At 37.9% G+C, this 22,307-nt stretch carries 22 protein-coding genes; 12 read left to right on the plus strand and 10 right to left on the minus strand.

Going from position 1 to position 22,307, the window contains the following annotated elements; genetic code table 11:
- Window positions 1-14: 14 nt before the first annotated feature.
- The 8 genes from V6R96_RS14740 to V6R96_RS14775 all read left to right on the plus strand — a co-directional run bounded on the left by V6R96_RS14740 (window position 15) and on the right by V6R96_RS14775 (window position 9,125).
- Window positions 15-365, plus strand: coding sequence for a 4Fe-4S binding protein (locus V6R96_RS14740; protein ID WP_040999034.1), 351 nt, complete (start codon window positions 15-17; stop codon window positions 363-365).
- Between the two features lie 122 nt (window positions 366-487).
- Complete coding sequence (serC, locus tag V6R96_RS14745) at window positions 488-1,552, plus strand: 3-phosphoserine/phosphohydroxythreonine transaminase (RefSeq protein ID WP_336379338.1); 1,065 nt, start codon at window positions 488-490, stop codon at window positions 1,550-1,552.
- A 121-nt stretch (window positions 1,553-1,673) separates the two neighbouring features.
- Window positions 1,674-2,639: a D-2-hydroxyacid dehydrogenase gene (locus tag V6R96_RS14750; RefSeq protein WP_223559696.1), complete on the plus strand. Its 966-nt coding sequence runs from the start codon at window positions 1,674-1,676 to the stop codon at window positions 2,637-2,639.
- A 3-nt stretch (window positions 2,640-2,642) separates the two neighbouring features.
- Complete coding sequence (locus V6R96_RS14755) at window positions 2,643-3,887, plus strand: DUF1015 domain-containing protein (RefSeq protein ID WP_111952966.1); 1,245 nt, start codon at window positions 2,643-2,645, stop codon at window positions 3,885-3,887.
- A 55-nt stretch (window positions 3,888-3,942) separates the two neighbouring features.
- Window positions 3,943-5,346, plus strand: coding sequence for a M20/M25/M40 family metallo-hydrolase (locus tag V6R96_RS14760; RefSeq protein WP_336379337.1), 1,404 nt, complete (start codon window positions 3,943-3,945; stop codon window positions 5,344-5,346).
- Between the two features lies 1 nt (window position 5,347).
- Entirely contained in the window at window positions 5,348-6,706 is a 1,359-nt protein-coding gene (locus V6R96_RS14765; RefSeq protein ID WP_336379336.1) for a M20/M25/M40 family metallo-hydrolase, read from the plus strand.
- Window positions 6,707-6,709: 3 nt separating this feature from the next.
- A complete protein-coding gene (locus V6R96_RS14770) occupies window positions 6,710-8,068 on the plus strand; it encodes a M20/M25/M40 family metallo-hydrolase (protein WP_336379335.1) in 1,359 nt (452 codons plus the stop codon).
- Window positions 8,069-8,861: 793 nt separating this feature from the next.
- Window positions 8,862-9,125: a hypothetical protein gene (locus V6R96_RS14775; RefSeq protein WP_146896919.1), complete on the plus strand. Its 264-nt coding sequence runs from the start codon at window positions 8,862-8,864 to the stop codon at window positions 9,123-9,125.
- Window positions 9,126-9,326: 201 nt separating this feature from the next.
- Here V6R96_RS14775 and V6R96_RS14780 read toward each other — a convergent pair whose 3' ends face one another.
- The 5 genes from V6R96_RS14780 to V6R96_RS14800 form a co-directional block, all read right to left on the minus strand.
- On the minus strand, window positions 9,327-10,499 hold the full coding sequence (locus V6R96_RS14780) for a retropepsin-like aspartic protease (RefSeq protein WP_336379334.1): 1,173 nt from the start codon (window positions 10,497-10,499) through the stop codon (window positions 9,327-9,329).
- 146 nt (window positions 10,500-10,645) lie between these two features.
- Window positions 10,646-11,713, minus strand: coding sequence for a peptidylprolyl isomerase (locus tag V6R96_RS14785; RefSeq protein WP_407934762.1), 1,068 nt, complete (start codon window positions 11,711-11,713; stop codon window positions 10,646-10,648).
- A 54-nt stretch (window positions 11,714-11,767) separates the two neighbouring features.
- A complete protein-coding gene (locus V6R96_RS14790; protein ID WP_223559702.1) occupies window positions 11,768-12,280 on the minus strand; it encodes an FKBP-type peptidyl-prolyl cis-trans isomerase in 513 nt (170 codons plus the stop codon).
- 384 nt (window positions 12,281-12,664) lie between these two features.
- Window positions 12,665-13,945 carry a spondin domain-containing protein gene (locus V6R96_RS14795; protein ID WP_336379333.1) on the minus strand — a complete coding sequence of 427 codons (1,281 nt, stop codon included), beginning with the start codon at window positions 13,943-13,945 and terminating at the stop codon, window positions 12,665-12,667.
- Between the two features lie 105 nt (window positions 13,946-14,050).
- A complete protein-coding gene (locus V6R96_RS14800; protein ID WP_111952950.1) occupies window positions 14,051-15,124 on the minus strand; it encodes a branched-chain amino acid aminotransferase in 1,074 nt (357 codons plus the stop codon).
- Window positions 15,125-15,209: 85 nt separating this feature from the next.
- Between V6R96_RS14800 and mnmD the strand changes: the two genes are divergently transcribed.
- The gene (mnmD, locus tag V6R96_RS14805; RefSeq protein ID WP_336379332.1) at window positions 15,210-15,908 is read left to right on the plus strand and encodes a tRNA (5-methylaminomethyl-2-thiouridine)(34)-methyltransferase MnmD; all 699 of its coding nucleotides are present in this window, start codon (window positions 15,210-15,212) and stop codon (window positions 15,906-15,908) included.
- 98 nt (window positions 15,909-16,006) lie between these two features.
- On the plus strand, window positions 16,007-16,423 hold the full coding sequence (locus V6R96_RS14810) for an NUDIX hydrolase (protein WP_336379331.1): 417 nt from the start codon (window positions 16,007-16,009) through the stop codon (window positions 16,421-16,423).
- 66 nt (window positions 16,424-16,489) lie between these two features.
- Here the strand turns inward: V6R96_RS14810 and V6R96_RS14815 are convergent, their stop codons facing one another.
- Window positions 16,490-17,194, minus strand: coding sequence for a DUF4294 domain-containing protein (locus V6R96_RS14815; RefSeq protein ID WP_111952944.1), 705 nt, complete (start codon window positions 17,192-17,194; stop codon window positions 16,490-16,492).
- A gap of 51 nt (window positions 17,195-17,245) precedes the next feature.
- On the opposite strand from V6R96_RS14815, the gene V6R96_RS14820 reads away from it, so the two are divergent.
- Together V6R96_RS14820 and rpe are read left to right on the plus strand one after the other, a co-directional pair.
- Window positions 17,246-18,319: a M28 family peptidase gene (locus V6R96_RS14820; protein WP_336379330.1), complete on the plus strand. Its 1,074-nt coding sequence runs from the start codon at window positions 17,246-17,248 to the stop codon at window positions 18,317-18,319.
- Window positions 18,320-18,444: 125 nt separating this feature from the next.
- Complete coding sequence (gene rpe, locus V6R96_RS14825) at window positions 18,445-19,095, plus strand: ribulose-phosphate 3-epimerase (protein ID WP_336379329.1); 651 nt, start codon at window positions 18,445-18,447, stop codon at window positions 19,093-19,095.
- A gap of 325 nt (window positions 19,096-19,420) precedes the next feature.
- On the opposite strand, the gene V6R96_RS14830 is transcribed toward rpe, so the two are convergent.
- From V6R96_RS14830 to V6R96_RS14845, 4 genes are all read right to left on the minus strand, one after another.
- Window positions 19,421-19,918 (minus strand): DUF1772 domain-containing protein, encoded by a 498-nt coding sequence (locus V6R96_RS14830; RefSeq protein WP_223559706.1) that lies wholly within the window; start codon window positions 19,916-19,918, stop codon window positions 19,421-19,423.
- A gap of 33 nt (window positions 19,919-19,951) precedes the next feature.
- The gene (locus tag V6R96_RS14835; protein ID WP_336379328.1) at window positions 19,952-21,046 is read right to left on the minus strand and encodes a DUF692 family multinuclear iron-containing protein; all 1,095 of its coding nucleotides are present in this window, start codon (window positions 21,044-21,046) and stop codon (window positions 19,952-19,954) included.
- Window positions 21,047-21,049: 3 nt separating this feature from the next.
- Complete coding sequence (locus V6R96_RS14840; RefSeq protein ID WP_111952936.1) at window positions 21,050-21,262, minus strand: hypothetical protein; 213 nt, start codon at window positions 21,260-21,262, stop codon at window positions 21,050-21,052.
- 272 nt (window positions 21,263-21,534) lie between these two features.
- Window positions 21,535-21,951 (minus strand): nucleoside-diphosphate kinase, encoded by a 417-nt coding sequence (locus tag V6R96_RS14845; RefSeq protein WP_034707297.1) that lies wholly within the window; start codon window positions 21,949-21,951, stop codon window positions 21,535-21,537.
- Window positions 21,952-22,307 lie beyond the last annotated feature (356 nt).

The raw sequence follows: 22,307 nt of genomic DNA on the forward strand, positions 1-22,307 counted from the left end.
AAAAAAAATTAGCGATGGCTATTAAAATAACTGATGAATGCATTAATTGCGGAGCCTGCGAACCGGAATGCCCAAATAATGCAATATATGAAGGGGCCGTAGATTGGAAAGCTTCTGAAGGTACTGCCCTTACAGGTACTGTGACCATGCCGTCAGGACTTACTGTAGATGCAGATTCGCCGCAGGAACCGGTAAGTGATGATGTATATTTCATTGTAACAGATAAATGTACGGAATGTAAAGGTTTCCATGAAGAACCTCAGTGTGCAGCTGTCTGCCCAGTAGACTGTTGTGTTCCAGACGAAGACCACGTAGAATCTGAAGAAACCCTGCTTAATAAAAAAGCATTCTTACACGGTGAATAATAAAAGCTCCGTCTCAGCATAATGAGGCGGTTTTTTTAACCATAAACTTAAAGGAATCTAGTAAAATATCAATAATAAACCGCAAGTCCATAAAATTCTTGCACAACCAAAAAAGTAAAAATATGAGCAAAAAGCACAACTTCAGCGCAGGACCATGCATCTTACCTCAGGAGGTATTTGAAAAATCAGCAGAAGCTATTTTAGATTTTAACAGAATCGGACTGTCTCTCCTTGAAATTTCGCACAGAAGCAAGGATTTTGTTGCTGTAATGGACGAAGCACGTGCCATTGTGAAAAGACTGATGAACCTTGGTGATGATTATGAAGTGCTTTATTTAGGTGGCGGTGCAAGCCTGCAGTTTGCAATGGTTCCCTACAATCTGCTAAAAGTAGGCGGTAAAGCAGCTTACCTGGATACAGGAACATGGGCGGCAGGAGCTATTAAAGAAGCTAAGAAATTAGGAAATGTGGATGTGGTAGGCTCTTCCAAAGAAGAAAACTATTCTTTTATTCCTAAAAATTATACGGTAGGTTCAGAATACGATTATTTCCACTGCACCTCGAACAATACAATCTACGGAACTCAGATGAAATCTTTCCCCGAGGTAGATACTTTGATGGTTTGTGATATGAGTTCTGATATTTTTTCAAGACAACTTGATTTTTCAAAATTTGATCTTATCTATGCCGGAGCTCAGAAAAATATGGGACCTGCAGGAGTTACTCTGGTGGTGATTAAAAAAGAAATTCTTGGGAAAACAGGAAGAGAGAACATGCTTTCTATTCTGGATTATTCCCAACATATTTCAAAAGAATCCATGTACAACACCCCTCCGGTTTTCCCTGTCTATGCTTCCCTTCTTACTTTACAGTATCTTGAAAAGAACGGAGGAATTGCAGCAGCAGAAGCCAGAAATGAGGCAAAGGCAAAACTTTTATATGATGAGATCGACAGCAATCCTCTGTTTGAAACATTCTGTGTAAAAGAAGACCGTTCTTTAATGAATGTTTCTTTCAACATCACAGATGAGAGCAAAAAAGAAGCATTCGACACTGCATGGAAAGCCGCAGGAATAAGCGGGCTGAACGGACACAGAAGCCTGGGTGGTTACAGAGCAAGTTTATACAATGCTTTACCAATTGAAAGTGTGCAGGTTCTTGTTGATGTTATGAAATCTATTAAATAATTGAGCATTAAAAATTCAAAGATTGAAAAATTTAGAGCAGTTAATTAAAATTTATTAATTTGCGCCCCGATTTAAAATTTTTAAATAATTAAATTTTTCAATCTTTAAATCTAAATAACACATGAAAGTTTTAGCAAACGACGGAATCTCAAAAACAGGAGAACTGGCCCTTACGGAAGCAGGATTTGAAGTCCTGCCGAACAGAGTGGCACAGAATCACGTGATCAATTTCATTAATGAAAATAACGTGGATATTCTTTTGGTAAGGAGCGCGACGAAAGTAAGACAGGACATAATCGATGCTTGCCCAAGCCTGAAAATCATTGGACGCGGCGGTATCGGAATGGATAATATTGATGTTGATTATGCTAAAAGCAAAGGTATAAAAGTGATCAACACGCCTACAGCATCTTCAAAATCAGTAGCTGAGCTTGTTTTCGGACACTTTTTTGCACTGGCAAGATTCCTTCACGAATCGAACCGGCTGATGCCATTGGAGGGGGAAACCCATTTCGATGCTATGAAAAAGTCATTCAGCAAAGCGTATGAACTTTCAGGAAAAACACTTGGAGTAATCGGCTTTGGAAGTATCGGGCAGGAAGTTGTAAAAATAGGGATAGCATTGGGAATGAAAATTAAGGTGCTGACGAAAAACCCTAAGACAAGAGTTCTTACCCTGGACTTTTTCGATGGACAGAGTCTGAACTTTGAGATCACTTCCACCAATGATATGGATGCTTTCCTTAAAGATACAGATTTCATCAGCATCAATACTCCAAAAACGAATGAATATATTATAGACACACCTCAGTTTGAAAAAATGAAAGATGGAGTCTACATAGTAAATACTGCAAGAGGCGGTGTAATCAATGAGGTAACCCTTATAGATTTCATTGAATCTGAAAAAGTAGCGGGAGCCGCACTGGATGTATTCGAAAACGAACCGACTCCGGAACTCCCTTTACTGATGAATCCTGCATTATCTCTTTCACCTCACGTAGGTGGAAACACCATAGATGCACAGGAGAAAATCGGAGCAGAACTTGCAGAACAAATTATTAAGCTACAAAAAGAAACCATAAGATAAAATATGCCTGTTTTTAAACCTTTCCGTGGAATAAGACCTCATAAAGACTTTGAGAGCACTTTCCCTACCCATCCGCTGGACAATTTCACCCAAGAGGAGATTGCAGAGAAAGCTCAAGTTGAAAATACTTACATCAATATGATTAAACCTTATGTTGTAAGTAAATCCAAAGATATTGACCGGAATTTAAGGAAGATCCGTTCAACATTTGAAGAACTTCTGGAAGAAAAGAAACTGATCCAGGACAGTTCATCATATTACCTTTATGAGCAAATCTATCCCAACAAACAGGTTTTCAGAGGCTTGCTGGGATTAGCAAGTATTGAAGATTTCTGGAACGGAAAGATCAAAAGACACGAAAGTACCATTCCACAGAAAAAAGAAAAGCTGGCTCATTATCTGGACAAAGTAAGTCTTCAGGCTGAACCGGTGCTTCTTACCTACCCTTCCAATTCCAAGATTGAGCTTCTGATGAATCATGAAGAGAAGAATGTTCCTATTTTCAACCATGTGGATTCTATCGGGATCAGACATAAGATCTGGAGAATAGACAACCGTCTGAAACTTCAGCAATTCAAAGAGGTAATCGATCAAATTGACTCGTTTTACATTGCAGATGGTCACCACAGGATCGGATCTACTGCTCTGAATGCTAAATATCACAAGGAGAAAAATAAGAGACACAACGGTACGGAAGCCTATAATTTTGTCTATAGTTTTATCGTCTCCAACCAGTCGATCAAGATTCATGATTACAACAGAATTCTGTCCGATCTTAACGGGCTTTCCAGCGAAGAGTTTTTAAAAGAGCTGGACCAGTATTTCCTGATTCATGAAAAAGGTGAAACTTCTTATTTCCCTTCACAGAAATTCCACATCTCGATGTATCTGGATGGTAAATTCTACTCACTTCACGTGAAGCATGACCTTCGTTCAACGGAAATGTCCCTTGACAACCTTGACCACCATCTTTTAGATAAATACATTTTCAAAAATATCCTTAAAATAGAAAATTCAGACAGTTCTGAGAAAATATCATACGCCAAAGGAACATCCAACATTCAGGGAATCAACTATTTAAAAGAAAAAATAGACAATGGTGAGGGCAAAGTAGGGTTCGGAATCTATCCAGTGAGTTTCAATGATATGATCAAAATTTCTGATCTTAAGCTCAGTATGCCTCCAAAATGTACATTCATTGAACCAAAATTGGTTACAGCACTGTTAATGTACGATATGAAACCTTAATAAATTCCTAATTTTTCCCTACTTTTATCTTCGGAAAAAGAAAGGTAAATAAAAAATGAAAAAAATCTTCATTATACTTCCACTCTTTTTGAGTGGATTTTTATTTTCTCAAAAAAAGCCACAGAAAAAACCGGTAAAAAAAACAACCGTGGCTAAGTTCAACTATCATGATGAATTCAAAAGAATCTCAGACGAGGTAATGACCAATGGTACCGCTTACGAAAATCTTGGGGAACTTACCAAAGGGATCGGTCCCCGTTTCAGTGCTACTCCCGGTTATATGAAAGCGGTGGAATGGGCAGAAAAAAAACTCAAATCTATCGGTATTGAGATGATCTGGAGAATGGAAGCCAAAGCTCCGGTCTGGATAAGAGGAAGAGAATCTTTGCAAATAAAAACAGCGAATGGAGATTGGAAAAATATCAGAATGCTGTCTTTCGGGAATTCTGAAGGAACTGGCGGGAAAGATCTTACAGGCGAAATTGTTTTAATTAATTCAACTTCTGAGCTTAATGCTATGTCGGTTGGACAATTGAAAGATAAAATCGTTTTCGTCAATCTTCCGATGGATCCGAAGATCATTAATACAAATGATTCTTATTTAATTACCGCAAAATCTAAATTAATTTCCGCTTCCGTGATTGCTAAAACAGGAGCAAAAGCTTTAATTATAAGATCTTTAACAACAGCTATGGACGATACACCACACGCAAAAATGGTGTATTACGAACCTGACGACAAAGTAAGAATTCCTGCCGTGTCCATTGGAGTAAAATCCGCTGATGAATTAGAAAAATTATTAAAAAATCAGAAAGTTGCCGCCAAACTGAATATGACGGCGCAATCAAAAGGCGATACTACCAATCCGAATATTATTGCTGAAATTCAGGGTAAAAAAGATTCTAAAGTGATTGTTTTAGGAGCTCAATTAGATTCGTGGGATTTCGGTGAAGGGGCTATTGATGACGGAACCGGTGTTGCACAATGCATTGAAGTTTTAAGAACATTCAAAGCTCTTGGGATCGAAAATAATCATACGATAAGAGTTGTTTTTTATGCAAACAGCGAAAACGGGGGACAAGGACGTGAAATGTATGCAGCCTATGTGAAAAAGAAAGGAGAAAAACATGTTTTTGCTTTAGGAACAGATGCAGGAGGATATTCTCCAAGAGGATTTTCCTTAGATATGTCTCCACAAAGACGAAAACAGATCTTCGAATGGAAAAATTATTTCCTTCCTTACGGTATTTATGATTTTGACCAAACTGAAGCTATTCAGGATATTTCTCCGCTGAAAAAATTGGATATTCCTTTAGCTGAACTGGTTGTAGATACACAAAGATATTTTGATTACCACCACTCTGAACAGGATACTTTCGATAAGGTGAACAAAAGAGAGCTACTGTTAGGGGCTACAGCAATGACGCAACTTATTTTTATCATCGATAAAAACTGGTAAAATGAAAAAAACCGTCACTCTTTCACTTTTAATGGTAAGCATGGCTGTTTTCGGGCAGTCTAAAGAGGATTCAATACAGTTTAGTAAAATTTCTACAGAAATACTGAATAATGGGAAAGCTTACAATGAACTGAAAGACCTTACCAAAAACATTGGAAACCGTTTAAGCGGTACCGAAGCGTATGAAAAATCTGTAAAATGGGCAGAACAAAAGCTCCGTGATGCCGGCGCCGATAAAGTTTGGCTTCAGGAAGTAATAATTCCAGTCTGGGTCAGGGGTAAAGAATCCCTGCAGATTAAAACAGCAGACGGGCAGTGGAAGAAGCTGAAGATGCTTTCTCTCGGAAACTCTGAAGGAACGGGCGGAAAAGATGTTTCCGGCGAGATCATTATGGTAAGATCATTAGAGGAATACAACAGGCTTCCCGCAGATCAAGTAAAGGATAAGATCGTGTTCTTTAACTACCCTTTTAATCAATCACATGTGCAAACCTTCATTTCATACCGGGAAGTCGGAGCATACAGAAGGTCTGCAGCCAATTTAACAGTTCAGAAAGGAGGAAAATTTGCCATTATCAGATCTTTATCTTCTGCTTTTGATGATGTTCCTCATACAGGTAATATGCGGTATGACGACAACGTCTCCAAAGTACCTGCAGTGACTATCGGAAATACAACCGCAGATGAACTGGAAGCATTGTTAAAAAACAAAAAGATTATTGCCAAGCTTAATTCCAACTGCGGAATGAAAGGTGAGAAACTCTCCCATTCTGTGATTGGTGAGATTACCGGGAAAAAAGACCAGAGCGTCATCGTAGTCGGTGGACATCTGGATTCATGGGATGTGGGTGAAGGTGCACATGATGACGGCGCCGGAATTGTACAAAGCATTGAAGTTCTGAGAACATTTAAAAAACTTGGAATTAAAAATAACCATACCATCAGGGCTGTTTGTTTCGCCAATGAAGAAAATGGAACCAAAGGCGGAAAGCAATATGGAAAAGCAGCAAAAGAAAGCAATGAAAAACATCTTTTTGCGATAGAAACGGATGCGGGAGGCTTCTCACCAAGAGGCATTTCCCTGGAAATGGATGATAAAAACAGAAATCAGATCAAAAGCTGGGTGAATCTGTTCCTGCCTTACGGAGTATATAATTTTGAAGGCAAATATTCCGGATCAGATATCGCTCCACTGCATGAGATGGGTGTTCCTACCGCAGAACTGGTTCCAGATCCGCAACGTTATTTCGACATTCACCATACAGAAGAAGATACTTTTGAGAAAGTAAACCGCAGAGAATTACTTCTCGGTGCTGCGGTAATGACACAACTTATTTATATGATCGATAAAAATTGGTAAACTATGAAAAAGATAATTGGAACTTCATTATTATTCCTGGGAATGGCTGCTTTTGGCCAGTCAAAGGAAGATTCTGTCCAGTTCAGCAAAATCTCCACAGACATCCTGAACAACGGAAAAGGCTATACAGACCTTAAAGATCTGACTAAAAATATTGGACATCGCTTAAGTGGTTCTCCCGCTTATGAAAAATCTGTAAAATGGGCAGAACAGAAGCTCCGTGATGCCGGCGCCGATAAAGTTTGGCTTCAGGAAGTAATGGTTCCGGTCTGGACCCGTGGAAAAGAATCCCTGCAGATCAGAACCTCTGAAGGCAAATGGAAGAACCTGAAGATGCTTTCTCTCGGAAATTCTGAAGGTACCGGCGGAAAAGATGTTTCCGGCGAGATTATCATCGTAAAATCTATGGAAGAATATGACAGACTTCCGGCAGATCAAGTAAAAGATAAGATTGTATTCTTTAACTATCCTTTCAGTCAGTCTTTTGTAGAAACATTCAGAGGCTACAGCGATGCTGCAAAATACAGGGTAACTGCTGCTGCTTTAACAGCTAAAAAAGGAGGTAAATTTGCCATCATCAGATCTCTTTCTTCTGCTTTTGACGATGTTCCACATACCGGAGCCATGCGCTATGAAGATAAAGTTTCAAAAATTCCTGCCGTAGCCATTGGAGCAACAACTGCGGATGAACTTGAAGCTCTTTTAAAGACACAGAAAGTCTCTGCAAAGCTTAATTCCAACTGCGGGATGAAAGGGGAAAAGCTCTCCCACTCTGTCATTGGCGAAATCACCGGCAAGAAAGATCAAAATGTGATTGTAGTCGGTGGACATCTGGATTCATGGGATGTGGGCGAAGGTGCTCATGACGACGGAGCAGGAATTGTACAAAGTATTGAGGTTTTAAGAACATTCAAAAAACTGGGGATTAAAAATAATCATACGATCAGGGTTGTTTGCTTTGCCAATGAAGAAAATGGCGTAAAAGGAGGCATTCAATATGGAAAAACGGCCAAGGAAAAGAACGAGAAGCACCTTTTCGCCATAGAATCCGATGCGGGCGGCTTTGCTCCAAGAGGAATTGCCCTGGAAATGGATGATGTGAAAAGAAACCAGATCAAGAGCTGGGCTGGTTTATTCATTCCATACGGAGTATATAATTTTGAAGGAAAATATTCAGGGACTGATATCTATCCGCTTCATGATATGGGAGTCCCTACGGCAGAGCTGGTACCGGATTCCCAAAGGTATTTTGACATCCATCACACGGAAGAAGATACCTTTGATAAGGTGAACAGAAGAGAGCTTCTGTTGGGTGCTGCAGCTATGACCCAGTTAATCTATATGATTGATAAGAACTGGTAAGGTATTGTTCTAAGCCAGCTTTTTACCGCAAAATTACGTCAACAAGTTGATTCAAAGGGGAAGTTTTATTTTCTTTCCCAATCAACTTGTTGACATCTTATATAGAGACCCAATTTTTGCATACCTCCCATAGGTCTCTCAGATTACACATACTTTTTATCAAATCTTATTTTTTTAAGCTTCTGTGATGATTCTATGTTAAGCTTTGAACCTGAAAATTCTAAAGTACTCCACAATTTTTGTGATTTTTGTTGCTTAAAAAAAATTGAATTCAATTCTTTTGTCTTTCAATTTCTATATTTCTCTGTTAATCATCTACAAACTTAAACCTACTTAATGCTAAAAACAAGCAGGAAAATTCACTTTGGCATGAAATTCGCAAGCTAAATCATTGAAAAAAAATTATTTAAAACACAGACGATGAGAAAAGGTTTCCGTGGGAGCTTCAGTTTCCATTGAGTCGAATAAAGGTTTCATATTTTAATATGGCCTTTTCTTTAGATACCGTATGCATCGGAAAAGATAGTCCCTTATCAATTCCATTTACGATGATGATTGTGTACGGTGTCATAAAGCTCATGAATTCCTTCCGGAATTCAATACTGTTTTTTAATTAAAACTTTCTGGGCAGCTTAAAGCATACCCTGATGTAAAACAATCAAACGGCCATAAGATCATAACCTTAGCCAAGTTTAACTATGATCCGTATGCCATTTAATTTATATCGGAAAATGATTCCGGACCGTTCTATTGGAGAACGGAAAACAGATGTATAACCCTTAAAAAGTGATTAATGATGAGAGACTTTTTTGAAATGATTTTTAAGAGAAATGAAGATGCTGCAAAAATGAATATCTGGAGCCTGATGCTCCTGTTGAGTTTTGCTGTTTTTTCCGTGCTGGTGTATTTTATATATGCCTCAAAACCAGATTTTAACAGCTTAATTGTATACCTTACCGCGTTTGCGGCATACCTCGGCTTTGGAATTGTATTTATCAGCTCCCTTGCCGGAAAAATGAATTCTTCCGATACAAGGAAGAAATCGAGACACGCATAACTTTAATTTCTACTTTACTAGAAAGCCGTTCAATGTATTGAACGGCTTTTTCTTTATTAAAATTACTTTAAATAAAAACCTATAATCAGCTGTTATTCAAAGTCTATAGGATTAATAGTAAAAAAAATAAAAGCTCTTACACTGAAACAGTATCTATACACTTCCTGTTCTCAAACTTTAAAAACTCTCTAACACTCAAATTTAAACCCCTACTTTCAAAAACTCTTTTCTATCCAGCTTCACCTGCATTTCCTTTCCGTCTCTCCTGATTTTAAGATCAATTGAATTCTGCCCGTTTTCTACTCTATTAAGAAAATAATGACAGGCACTTTCTTTGTTAAGGTTATCCAGATTAATGTTATTGATGCTGATAATAGCATCTCCCACTTTCAATGGAAAATTTTCTTCCTGAAATACAAAGACCACTGTCGGTTTTGAATCTATAAAACGGTAACCGAAACCGAAAGACTCCAGTTTAGCAGGCTCATTTTTGATCCGTTTCATATAGATCTTGTTTCCGGACCAGTCGAGGATAAATACAAAATTTTTAAAGAAATCATTCCCGATCAGGTTGGTCCCCCCTGTGGCAATTATTTCATTAAAGAAGCTTTTATTACCTAATGACAGAGCTGCGGTCCGGAAAATATATCCCGGTGCAGGTTTTCCGGCCCCATAAGCTCCGATAGAGTTTGTTCCATAGACTTCTATACTCTTTAATGCCTTTTGAGCCTCATATGCACCATCTGTGATCTTCATCCTTCCGGAAAATCCGGTATCGAAGGTAAGCTCTATTTTTTTTCCCTGGAGATCAGTTTCTACAACGGGTGTTTTTTGTGTTCTGGGGCTGAAAGGAATGACAATATCATAATCTGCCAGGTTAAACTGCGCAAGATCTTTTGAAGCTTCAAGTAAGTTTTCCGAATAATTAATTTTCCAGAAAAGTTTTGCCATCTGATTGGCTCCAAGAATACCATCGATTTTGAAGCAGCTCAACTCAGAAACACTGAAATCCATCACGACAACTCCCACATCTTTGAAAACAGCTTTATCAACGGTCATTTCCGGAAGAATAGTGAAGATCTGTTCCTGTTTGTTTTTCTGTGAATCCTTTACATTACTTTTATGTTTTTTCTCCAATCCCAGCTCAGTGTATACTGCTGTAGAGATCACCGTTGGCGCTCCGGTATCAAACAGAAAATTGTAAGGCTTCCCATTAATGCTGACCTGTACAAAAGGTAGATCATTGGCATATCTCAGGTTGATCTTTTCTACTGGATTCTGAAGCTGTATCTCACCGCTTTTGAAGAATTTTTTTCCCTGTGCGGAAAAAGTGGTTGTGGAAAGAATAAGAAGGGTGTAGAAGATTTTTTTCATTGAATTACTTTACACGAAAATAGAGAAATTACATTAAACTAAAAGTATAAGCTTTTACTTTAACTGAATCTTTATATAATTTTAAATCTCCAGCGGACAAAAAAAGCCGTCCTCACGGACGGCTTCAATATATTTTAAAACTTCAATTACTGTACTTTCACAAGCTCAACATCGAAGATTAACCAAGCATTTGGCGGGATAACCCCTCCTGCTCCTCTTTCTCCGTAAGCCATTGCCGGCGGGATCAATAAAGTAGCAGTTTCACCCTCTTTAAGTAACAGGATCCCTTCATCCCATCCTTTGATTACTCTTCCCATTCCGATTGGAATTTCGATAGGCTCATTTCTTTTGAATGAAGAATCGAATTCTGTACCGTCGATTAATTTACCTGCGTAGTGTACAGATACATTGTCACCAGCTTTAGGAGCTTTTCCAGCCGGAGCTGTTTTAGTGATCTTGTAATATAACCCTGATTCAGTTTTCTGCATTCCGGCTTTCAGGTCATCAACCATTTTCTCCTGGTTAGCTTTGAATTCCTCTTCTTTTTTCTTTCTGTCAGCTTCTTCTTTAGCAATGTAAGCTTTATTGTTTTCTGCGATTTTAGCTTTTCCTTCCGTGAAAGTTTTTGCTGCATCGTAGTTTTTGTATTCGTCACCTTTGCTGAAAACAGAAACTTTTTCTAAAACGATATCTGTTTTAGGCTTATCCTGAGCTCCTTTTTCTACGTTAGCAATGGCATCGATCACATCGTTACCTTTAACTACTTTTCCGAAGATGGTGTGTCTTCCGTCTAACCAAGGTGTAGCCACTTCAGTGATGAAGAACTGAGACCCGTTTGTGTTAGGTCCGGAATTCGCCATAGAAAGGATTCCTTTTCCTGTATGCTTAAGATCGTTTTTCTCGTCTTCGAATTTATATCCAGGATCTCCCATTCCTGTTCCCTGAGGATCACCTCCCTGGATCATGAAATCTTTGATCACTCTGTGGAAAATAGTCCCGTCATAATAAGGAACTCCTTTCGCCTTAGCTTTGTTGTCTATTTTTCCTTCTGCAAGACCAATAAAATTGGCTACAGTTACCGGTGCTTTTTTGTCTTCGAACTGCACGATCAGATTTCCTTTAGAAGTCTGAAGATTTGCATAAAGTCCGTCATGAAGACCTTCGTAAGTTTCTTTGTCTACGTTCATTTTTTTATAGATTGGGGTACAACTCATCAGCGAGATACTTGCCGCTGCCAGAATTATATTCTTGTTAAACAATTTCATTATTTATAGAGCTTTTAATTTTATGATTAATGGTATATCGTTGTCTATATTCTTTTCGTCTCCAAAGGTTCCATAGGCCAGTGAAGAAGGTACCAAAAGCGTCACTTCCTCTCCATCATGCATAAAACGCAAAGCATTCTCTACCGCTTTCAGTTCATCAAAATGCCCGAATCTGGCATCTCTCCTTTCAAAAGGTTTGTCATAGATTTTGGTTTCATCAAAATCATAGAGATCATAAGAATAAGAGATGGGTGTATTATCCGCTCTTCTTTCTCTCTGATCAAAACCTTCAACACTTACCCAGTAATTAAGCTGAGTAGGATAATATTTTACAGGCTGACCACTAATCCAATCCTGGATCTGGCCACGCTCTATGGTATTGAGATTTCTCATTCTCTCCTTGGAAACATCCAGGTCTTTCTGGCTCAATACTCCACCTACAGGAGGGTGCGCCGTGGGTGCATTCCGGTTACAGCTTAGCAGGCTTACTGCTGATATGAAGAGTAATTTTTTCATAAACTTTTGCGAAAATACGCATTTCGGGGAAATATTGTTCAATAGGTTTTAAAAAATTTTGGAGAAAATAGTGAAGTATTTCCGGGGGATGGAATTATGGGGATTTAAAAATTAAAAATTCAAGGATTTAAAAATTTCAACCACAAAAGTCACAAAAGATTTGAAACACTTAAGTGCATTTAAAGTTTAAAATCCAACTGCAAAAAGTACATTTAAATTCTTATGAAAATCTTTGATTTTCTGCTTATGTGATCTTATTGTTTCCGGGATGGCAAAACTTTTATAACTAAAAAAGCTTTTGTGACTTTTGTGGTTAAACAGATGGGGATTTAAAACAAAAAATCACCCCGAAAAGAGGTGATCCTATATTTTGATATTCAAATATTATTGAATCGTAACTTTAATCATCTGTGGAAGTGACGGAAGTGTATTGAACTGGTTCGGGTTGGCAAGCTGCTGTACCGGCTGGCTTTCAGCCTCAGCCGGCTCCGACCCTATGTGGGCTCCCGGAAAAGAGCTCACCAGCGTTCCACTGTCAAAAAGCCCAATGATCGAAGAGATATCGCCACGCGTTGAGCCGTCTACCCCGTTATTCATGGCCGCAATAAACCAGTCATTGGATTGTCCGTACATTGTTGCCAGTGCAATACGGTCTCCTTTACGTGCAGATATTACCTGTGAAGCCTTGCCGCCGTTATTTCCGTTTATTCTAGGTCGTAAAACACCTGTAGCCGGATCTTTAAGGACGAATACTTCTTTTATTCCCGGCTTGCCTTTAAGGAAAGCTGCCAAAACATCAGCATTACCCTGCTGAGAAAGCTCCTTCAAACCTTCTCCACGGTCATTCTCCCCGGTTTTAAAGATAGGATTATCGTTACCGCTGTATACTACGACCAGTACCGGTGAAAATGCAGAATTAGGACCTGTTATACCTGTAAGGTATTGTTCCAGAGGCGTCGTTTTTCCGGTTTCAGCAAGGTCTGTCAATCCGTTAGCTGACGGCTTTCCTGGTGAAAAAATAGGATCTTCTTTCAAAAGTGTTGTCCCTGAAATATGGGAAACAGCCCAGACTCCGGCACTTATTGGCGTTTCATTGGCTGTACCGCCTGAAGTATTGGTTAATTTCAAAGTAAATTTGGTTCCTCCCTCATGAGTCAATTCCGCTTTCAGCAATTGTGAAGCGGGTGTTGCCACTGCAATTTCTGTAACATTCAACGGAGTACCTTCTGCTACACCGGGATGAGTAACACCAGGGCCCGTAGGTTCATTTTTACGTGTCCCGTTATCCCAAAGCTTGATCTGTGAAGAAACATTTCCTGTTACCGGATCTCCGTTATCCTGATACAGTTTCAGTCCCGGGTTGGCCGGGGCAAAAAATAAATCGTTACTGTTTCCATACATGGCAGCAAAACTTACCGTCTGTCCTTTTCCTGCATAAAATGTAAATGAGGCTGATTCCCCGGGATTAATGACAGGCGATGACCCTGCATTCCGGAAAGTTCCGAATTGTGTCAATGCTTTACTTTCAATTATATTTTCTACAGTTATTGTGGCCGCATCGTTTACCAACATTTCTCCGTCATCATCTTTACTGCAGGAGGAAACAGCTAAAAGACTGATCACAGAAAGCAGACCAAGAGGTAATTTGAACTTTAGGAATTGCATAGTATTCTAAATTTTGTGAAAAATTACCAATAATTGGCGAGAAAATAAAAAAACCGGCAGAAATAAATTTCTGCCGGACATATTATGAATCAAATAATATTGAAATTAAACAGTTTCCAGAACGTCTTTTTCAACCATAACTCTCCATCCGAAAGGATCTTCGCTAAGGTTGTTCTGAAGGTCTGTAAGATCTTTTTTAAGAAGAGCTGCAAAGCTTTCTTCATCCGACAATTTAGGAAGTTCAAGCTTTACGCCCTGATATCCTAAGGCTTGGAATACAGTAGTTACAACAGCTGTTCCCACTCCCCAAACTTCTTTCAGCGTTCCGTTCTTCTGAGCTTCTATAACTGTTTTCACAGCTACCGGCTCTATTTTTACCTCGATTCCTCTTTTGTTGGCAAGCTGGATGAAGCTGTCTCTTGTTACCCCGTCAAGGATTTTTTCGGAAGTAGGCGGTGTATAGATCGTATCGTTAATTCTTACGAATACGTTCATTGTTCCACTTTCTTCAAAATATTCATGAGTAGAATCATCAGTCCAGATGATCTGCTCATACCCTTCTTCAATAGCAAGCTGTGTAGGATAGAAAGAAGCGGCATAATTTCCTGCTGCTTTAGCAGAACCTACTCCTCCGTTGGCAGCTCTTGAATAATGATCTGAAATTTTCACAGAAACCGGTTCTGAATAATAACTTTTCGCTGGTGTCGCAACGATTGCAAACATATATTTATTAGCAACTCTTGCTTTCAAAGCTTCCTCTGTGGCAAAAATCAATGGTCTGATATATAATGACATCCCTTCTCCCTGCGGGATCCAATTTCTGTCGATATCTACTAATGCCTTCAATCCGTCTAAAAACATTTCTTCAGTCACTTCAGGCATTGCCAGACGTTTTGCTGATTTATTGATACGTTCAAAATTCTTTTCCGGCCTGAAAAGGAAAACCTGCCCGTCTTTGTCTTTATAAGCTTTCATACCTTCAAAACAAGCTTGCCCGTAGTTTACACCCATCATGGCTGGCGTAAATGGTATTGGACCATAAGGAACCAATTTCACATCACCCCATTTTCCATTTTCATACTCACATATAACCATATGGTCGATAAAAGTATTTCCAAATGAAAAATTGTCCGGATCAAAGTCCGAAAGTCTGGAGTTTTCAGTTTTTTGAATTATCATTTTTTAAAATTTTTACGATGTTCTACAAATTTAATATAATTTTCTAAATATAAAAATTTTAGAGTAAATTTGACAAAAAAATAGCTTGAAAAGAGAGATTAAGACCACAAACGACGGTAGTAAAACATTGTTTATCAACGATTTAAACGAAAACTATCATTCTCATCATGGGGCGCTTCAGGAAGCAGAACATGTGTTTATTAAAAATGGACTAAATCAATTAAATGATTGCGAAATTAATATTTTAGAACTCGGTTTTGGAACAGGTTTGAATGTTTTGGTGACAATTAATGAATATTTAAAAACTGACAAAAATCATGTCATCAATTATTTTTCTCTTGAAAAATACCCGATAAATGAAGCTGAAATGAATGACCTTGCCTATTTTGAGCATTTTGATAACCCGGAATTCAAAAATATTTATCAAAAAATTCATCAGGCAGAATGGGAAAAACCATCTGAAATCATTAAAGGCTTTACCCTGAAAAAGATCAAATGTGACTTTTTTGACCTGAAAGACATAGACTTACCTAAAATTAACCTGGTTTATTACGATTGCTTTGGTGCGAGAGTACAACCTGATTTGTGGGAAAAACCACTTTTTGAAATGGTTTCCGACAAAATGTCCGTTAACGGATTGTTAACAACTTATTCTTCTAAAGGAAGCGTAAGAAGGATTCTTCAGGAGCTGAATTTTAAAGTAGAGAAAAAGCAGGGCCCTCCCGGAAAGAGAGAAATGATTAATGCGGTAAAGATGGAAAGTAAGAAAAACAGAGAAAATTAGAAAAGGGGAACAACAGATTATATAAGGAGCTAATTTGCAAATAGGTTTATTGGCTCTTTCTACTAAATTCCTTATTTTAGCTATACAAAATATTACATATGATTGATAAGATCAACATTCGGGTGTATGCCTGTGCAGTAAAGGATAAAAAAGTACTGACGCTGTTTGAAGAGTATGCCGGTGAACAATTAATGAAATTTCCGGGAGGAGGCCTGGAATTTGGCGAAGGGCTTATAGAATGTCTTCACCGTGAATTTGATGAAGAGCTGAATGTAAAAATTGAAGTTGTGGAACATTTTTATACCCAGGAAGATTTTCTGGTTTCACGTTTCAGAGAAAATGAGCAGCTGCTTACCATATATTATATAGTCAATATTACAACAGAGGAAGATTTCCTGATCCTTGATCCATGCATTGAGAAAATAGAATGGATCGATATCAATAGATCCGATAATCCTTTTCCGCTTCCAATAGATCAAATTGTATTCGATAAATTAAAAGAAAAATTCCTGTAAAAATTTACAGGAATTTTATATTTAAAGTCTGTTCAGATTTATTTTTTAATAAGCTTAAACCGGTTCTTATTTTCTTACCTTAAAATCGGAGGCACCGGGATAAGGCTGTAAATAACCGGAATTCCAGTTGGACTGAAGCAGGGATTCTATAAATTCATCCGTTCTGTTTTTGTGCGGGTTGTATTGGTCTTTCAGGTCTATATCTGCCACCTTCCCTTTTACATTCCACCAGAAAGCAATCCATCCGCCTCTCATCTCTTTAATAATCTCATAAACATTTTTTCCCGTTGCTCTGTTCATCAGCTTGGCAAAAACCTGGCCTTCTGTTGTTGTAAGATCTCTCAGCTGTTTTTCATACTGATCCGCAAGTATATTCTGCCTTTCTCTTATAAATTTCCTTTTGGCTTTGCTGTCCATATCTGTCATATCCGCCTGGATACCTCTATATTGCTCAAGCGCAGTGACAAATAACGGATAAACCCTGTTCAGCTTTTTATTAAGAAAATAATAGTAATTTTTATCCAGCTGATTATTAAACCGCGGTTTATTAACCAGGACCAGCTCATCCAGCACTACCACAGGCTCACCGTTAATTTCATAAATCTTTACCTTTTGACGTTCGTCATAATAGTACTTATTACCGAACTCATCCGTTTTTAAAGATTCAGCAGGATATTGGTTGAGGGGTTTCGCAATGATAGAATCCTTCTGACCAAAAACACTGACTCCAAAAAAGAGGATAAAAAGACAGACAATCTTGCTAAAATTCATTATTTTTACACTTCTAATAACAAAAATTACCCGCAAAAATCATTCCCTTTTATGAAATTTGAAAAGAAATCTTTGAAATTTTTAGAAAAATACTTAAACACCTCTTCACCAACAGGTTACGAGCACAAAGGCCAGGAAATCTGGATGGATTATATCAGACCGTATGTAGATAAAATAGAAGTAGACCATTACGGAACTTGCTATGGGATAATCAATCCCGATGCTGAATTTAAAGTAGTTATTGAAGCCCATGCTGACGAGATCTCATGGTATGTGAATTACATTACAGATGAAGGATTGATCTACGTGATTAGAAACGGAGGTTCAGATCAAACGATAGCTCCTTCAAAAGTTGTTCATATTCATGGTGAAAAAGGAATAGTAAAAGGCGTGTTTGGATGGCCTGCAATCCATACAAGAACCAACCAGAACGAACCGACCCCGAAAATTGAGAATATCTTTATCGACTGTGGAGCCATTTCCAAAAAAGAAGTTGAGGAAATGGGAATTTATGTAGGATGCATGATCACTTACCCGGATGAATTCTTTGAAATGAACGACAGGTATTTTGTCTGCAGAGCACTGGATAACAGAGTCGGGGGCTTTATGATTGCGGAAGTAGCAAGACTTTTAAAAGAAAACAAAAAAACAATTCCATTCGGATTGTATATCACGAATTCTGTACAGGAAGAAGTAGGACTTTATGGGGCAGATATGATCGCTGACACCATTAAACCTAATATCGCCATCGTAACAGATGTTACCCACGACACCACCACTCCAATGATTGAAAAGAAAAAAGAAGGCGATCAGAAATGTGGTGACGGACCTGTGGTCTTCTTTGCTCCAAGCATTCATCATACCATCAGAGAATTGATCATTGATACAGCAAAAGCTAAAAAAATTCCTTTCCAAAGAGCTGCCGCAAGCAGAGCAACAGGAACAGATACCGATGCTTTTGCGCATTCTAACGGCGGAGTACCAAGTGCATTAATTTCCTTACCTTTGCGCTATATGCATACCACGGTAGAAATGGTGTCTAAAGAAGATGTAGGCAATGTAATCCAGCTGATCTATGAAACCCTTCTGAAGATTAAGCCGGAAATGAAATTGAAGTATCATTAAGAGAATCAAGATGCAAGACACAAGATTCAAGACGCTTAAAATCAAGTAATAAGGATAGCTAATATCCGCTTAGTTCCGATCTTGGCTCCTGGTTCTTGGCTCTAAATATCTAATAAAAAGTAAAAATGAAAACGAAGCTTATTGCTCCTTCCCTTTTATCCGCAGACTTCGGGAACCTGCAAAGAGACATTGAAATGCTGAACAATTCCCAGGCAGACTGGTTCCACATTGACGTGATGGACGGAAGATTTGTTCCCAACATTTCATTTGGCTTTCCTGTAATGAAAACGGTACAGCAGCATGCCAAAAAATTTGTGGATGTCCATTTAATGATCGTAGAGCCTGAAAAATATGTGGATGAATTCATCAATCATGGTGCAGACCTTATTTCTGTACATTATGAGGCATGCACACATCTTCACAGAACGATTCACTATATCCAGAGCAGAGGGGCAAAGGCAGGGGTTGTTTTAAATCCTTCCACTCCCGTACTGATGCTTGAAGATATCATTGCTGATGTAGATCTTGTTCTTTTAATGAGTGTAAACCCTGGATTTGGAGGTCAGAAATTTATTGAAAATACATACAAAAAGATTGCGGAGACTAAAGATCTTATCCTGAGCAATAATTCCACAGCGCTTATCCAAATTGATGGCGGAGTTAATCTAGACAACGCTTCAAAACTTTTCGAAGCGGGAGCAGACGTCCTGGTAGCAGGAAATGCTGTTTTCTCTGCAGAAAGTCCTGAAAGAACAATCGAATTGCTGAAGATCTAATCTCTTCAGATTGATCTCACATAAAAGGCAGCTTCATCGGCTGCCTTTCTTCTTTAAGACGAGTCTGGATCTTTTATTGCATTAAGTAGAGAATCAATAAAATACTCCTTTGGTAACAGTCTAAAAAAATAAAAGGCAGCCCTTGGGAGACTGCCTTTCTTCTTGCGGAATTTGAGCTTATGTGGTTATTAGTTTTTGTCTTAAAACTTTAAATGCTTAATATTCCTTGTGCTATTGCTGATGTAAATTTGCAAATAAAATCATATATAAGACATCCGTATAAATACTGAATTTCACCATTAAGTATTTCTACGCATAGATCAAATTATTTGGGTAATTCCCCGTTCCAGATACATGCGCAGATGACCAGAACAATACTTATTACCGAAAATGCAGTTCTGATGTTATTTAAAAGGTTCCATCTGTTCTCAAAACTTTCCCGCATCTGTTTAACTGCTTCTGCTGTTGAGTTACTGATATCAAATTGATCCAGCATATCATTCAAAGGGACATTTCCAACAATGGTCACTCCAAAAACACCTATCAGATAAGCGGCAGTTGCTAGCAAAAGAAAAAGAAACCCCGGCTGCTCTCCCCTGTACAGAAAAGTAGTTAACGGAAGTAGTACAGCAGTTCCCATAAAGCTCATAAAAAACACAGGATTAAGGATTTCGCGGTTGATGCTCTGCATGGCCCTTAAATATTCCGTATCAGAAAGTTTTCCCAATCCCAGAACCACAGAGCATGAATAGGCATAGAAGAGCCCGGCGATCAAAGCCGTAAGCACGGCCGTAATTAGTAAAAATACCGTTGTCATTTTCATATATTTTGATTTGTGATGTATTGAAAAAAGTCATTAGTAAGGGTTCCATTTTTTGATAATTTGCTGTGCAGTCGTAATCATTTCTTCATCCCAGTTTTCAGGTTTAAAATAATGAAAATCATGTTTCTTTACAGAATGAATCTGGATTCCATCAAACAGCATTTTAGTTAGCTCAGTCTGCTCATCATACAACAGCAGATCTTCAAGAGGTACTGAAGGTTCTTCATTTTTTTTATGCCAAACCCTTTTATTCCCTGGGAGAGAATCTGAAGCCTGGATGATCTTTTTTACACGGTTAAAATCATCAAAAAAAGCATCTTTCTCTGAATCTGTATTTAACGTATGCCCCAGTCTTTCAATAATGATGTATTCCAGATTGTGACATTGGGATAAAACTTCAGGAAGTATATTTAGTATTTCTTCTGGAATGCTTTCATCATGAGTATCCCTTCTTACCGGTTTTTTTCCGTAAGCACTTTCCTGCCAGCTTCCACCTGAAAGATGAATTTCCTTCACCTTTTCCAAAGGATACAGTCTGATAATTTCTTGCATACTGATCTCAAAGTTCCATGACTGGCAGTAGATATTATGAAGATCAAGAATAAGAAAGCCGTCAATATCTTCTATAAGTTTATCAAGAAAATCTCCCTGCTCTTTCACATCATCTATGGAAAACGAAAAGGCAAGATTTTCTACTCCGACAGGAATTTCTACAGCATCCTGAAGCCTTTTGAGCCTGTCCTTCCCTATTTGAAGTGTTTTAGGATGAAGTGGTACGGGCAATGGAACCCCCTGATGAAAATTTTCAGTATTCATAAATCCGAAGTGCTCGGTAATATGATTGTATTTTCTATGTCTGAACTCCTCTTTTAATTTTTTAAGCCAGCCTTCCTGTCTTTCAGTCCATTTGGCATCAAAAAGAGAATAATAAACACCGTGACCAAGAAGCCTGTTATTTGCTGAATAAAAATCCAAGAGTCCGGAAAGCCATTCCGGTTCCTGTGCATCATAAAATGTATCGAAAGACCATTCCAATACATCTACAGAATTATTTTGTAGAATAGGAAGGATAGCGGAAACAAAATCTGCTTCCGGCATCATAGATAATCCTAACAACGGTTTTTTCATATCTTATCCCATTCCACAGGCCGGACAGTAACCACCGCCTCTAAGAATAGTATCTTTCTTCGGAACAAACTTAGTTTCGGCTGTTTTTATCGGCTTGGGAGATTCTGTTTTTTTAATTTTACTTACCGGTTTTTTCGCTTTCTTAACCGGCTTCGTAGCCTGTCCTGATACACTTACGGCTAATAAACTGGCCATTACTAATGCTGGAATTTTCATAACATTTCTTTTCAAGGAGTTTACAATAAGTATTCCGTTTATGATAATGCTAAAAATACAACAATTTATTAGAGATTATTTCAGAATCTATATCAAAATTTTCCTCTTTTACTATGGTATTCGGATTTAATCCATTTCTCTAAAATTAGACCTTCTTATTATTATATCTCAAAAAAGCAATTGTAACGATTTACAATCTGCCATTTCAGACATTTTGGCATAAAAAAACCAGAGAATCTTCTCTGGTTTTATATTTTTTGAGGTGGGTTTTCTTAGAAAATCTCTCTTCCTGAAAAATGGAATTGAGCTTCGATAAGAGCGTTCTCGTCAGAATCTGAACCATGAACTGCATTTTCACCGATGCTTCTTGCAAACATTTTTCTAATTGTTCCTTCTGCTGCATCAGCAGGATTTGTAGAACCAATCAATGTTCTGAAGTCTTCTACTGCATTGTCTTTTTCTAAAACTGCAGCTACGATAGGACCTGAACTCATGAATTCTACCAACTCACCATAAAATGGTCTTTCAGCATGTACTTCGTAGAACTTTTTAGCATCAGCAACCGTAAGTTGAGTTAATTTTAATGCTTTGATCTTAAAACCTCCTTCAGCGATCTTACCTAATATAGCACCGATATGTCCGTCTGCTACTGCATCAGGCTTAATCATAGTGAATGTAATGTTAGACATAAATGTATATTTTTTTAATGCCGCAAAATTACAAAAAATATCTTTCATTTTTATTTTAATTTTTTTTTAACATAAAAATAACTTTTATTAAGAAATGGCGTAAAAGTTTTGGCACAGTAATTGTTAATTCTATTACGATTCTCATGTTTAATTTGAGTTTTCATGGTTATTAGTTTTTACCCAGCCTCGGCTGGGTTTTTTATTTGCAATAAAATTAAGTTTATATTGCGAATTTAATAATTTAAAAACCACATTAAAATCATATTAATACCTTATTGCTTCAATTGCAATCAATGAAATAAAAGTAATTTTTTGATATTTTTTCATGATCGATTTTTGAACAGAATTCAAATTCT

Source organism: Chryseobacterium sp. CCNWLW53 (assembly GCF_037083525.1).
In the GTDB taxonomy this organism is placed as follows: Bacteria; Bacteroidota; Bacteroidia; order Flavobacteriales; family Weeksellaceae; genus Chryseobacterium; species Chryseobacterium lathyri.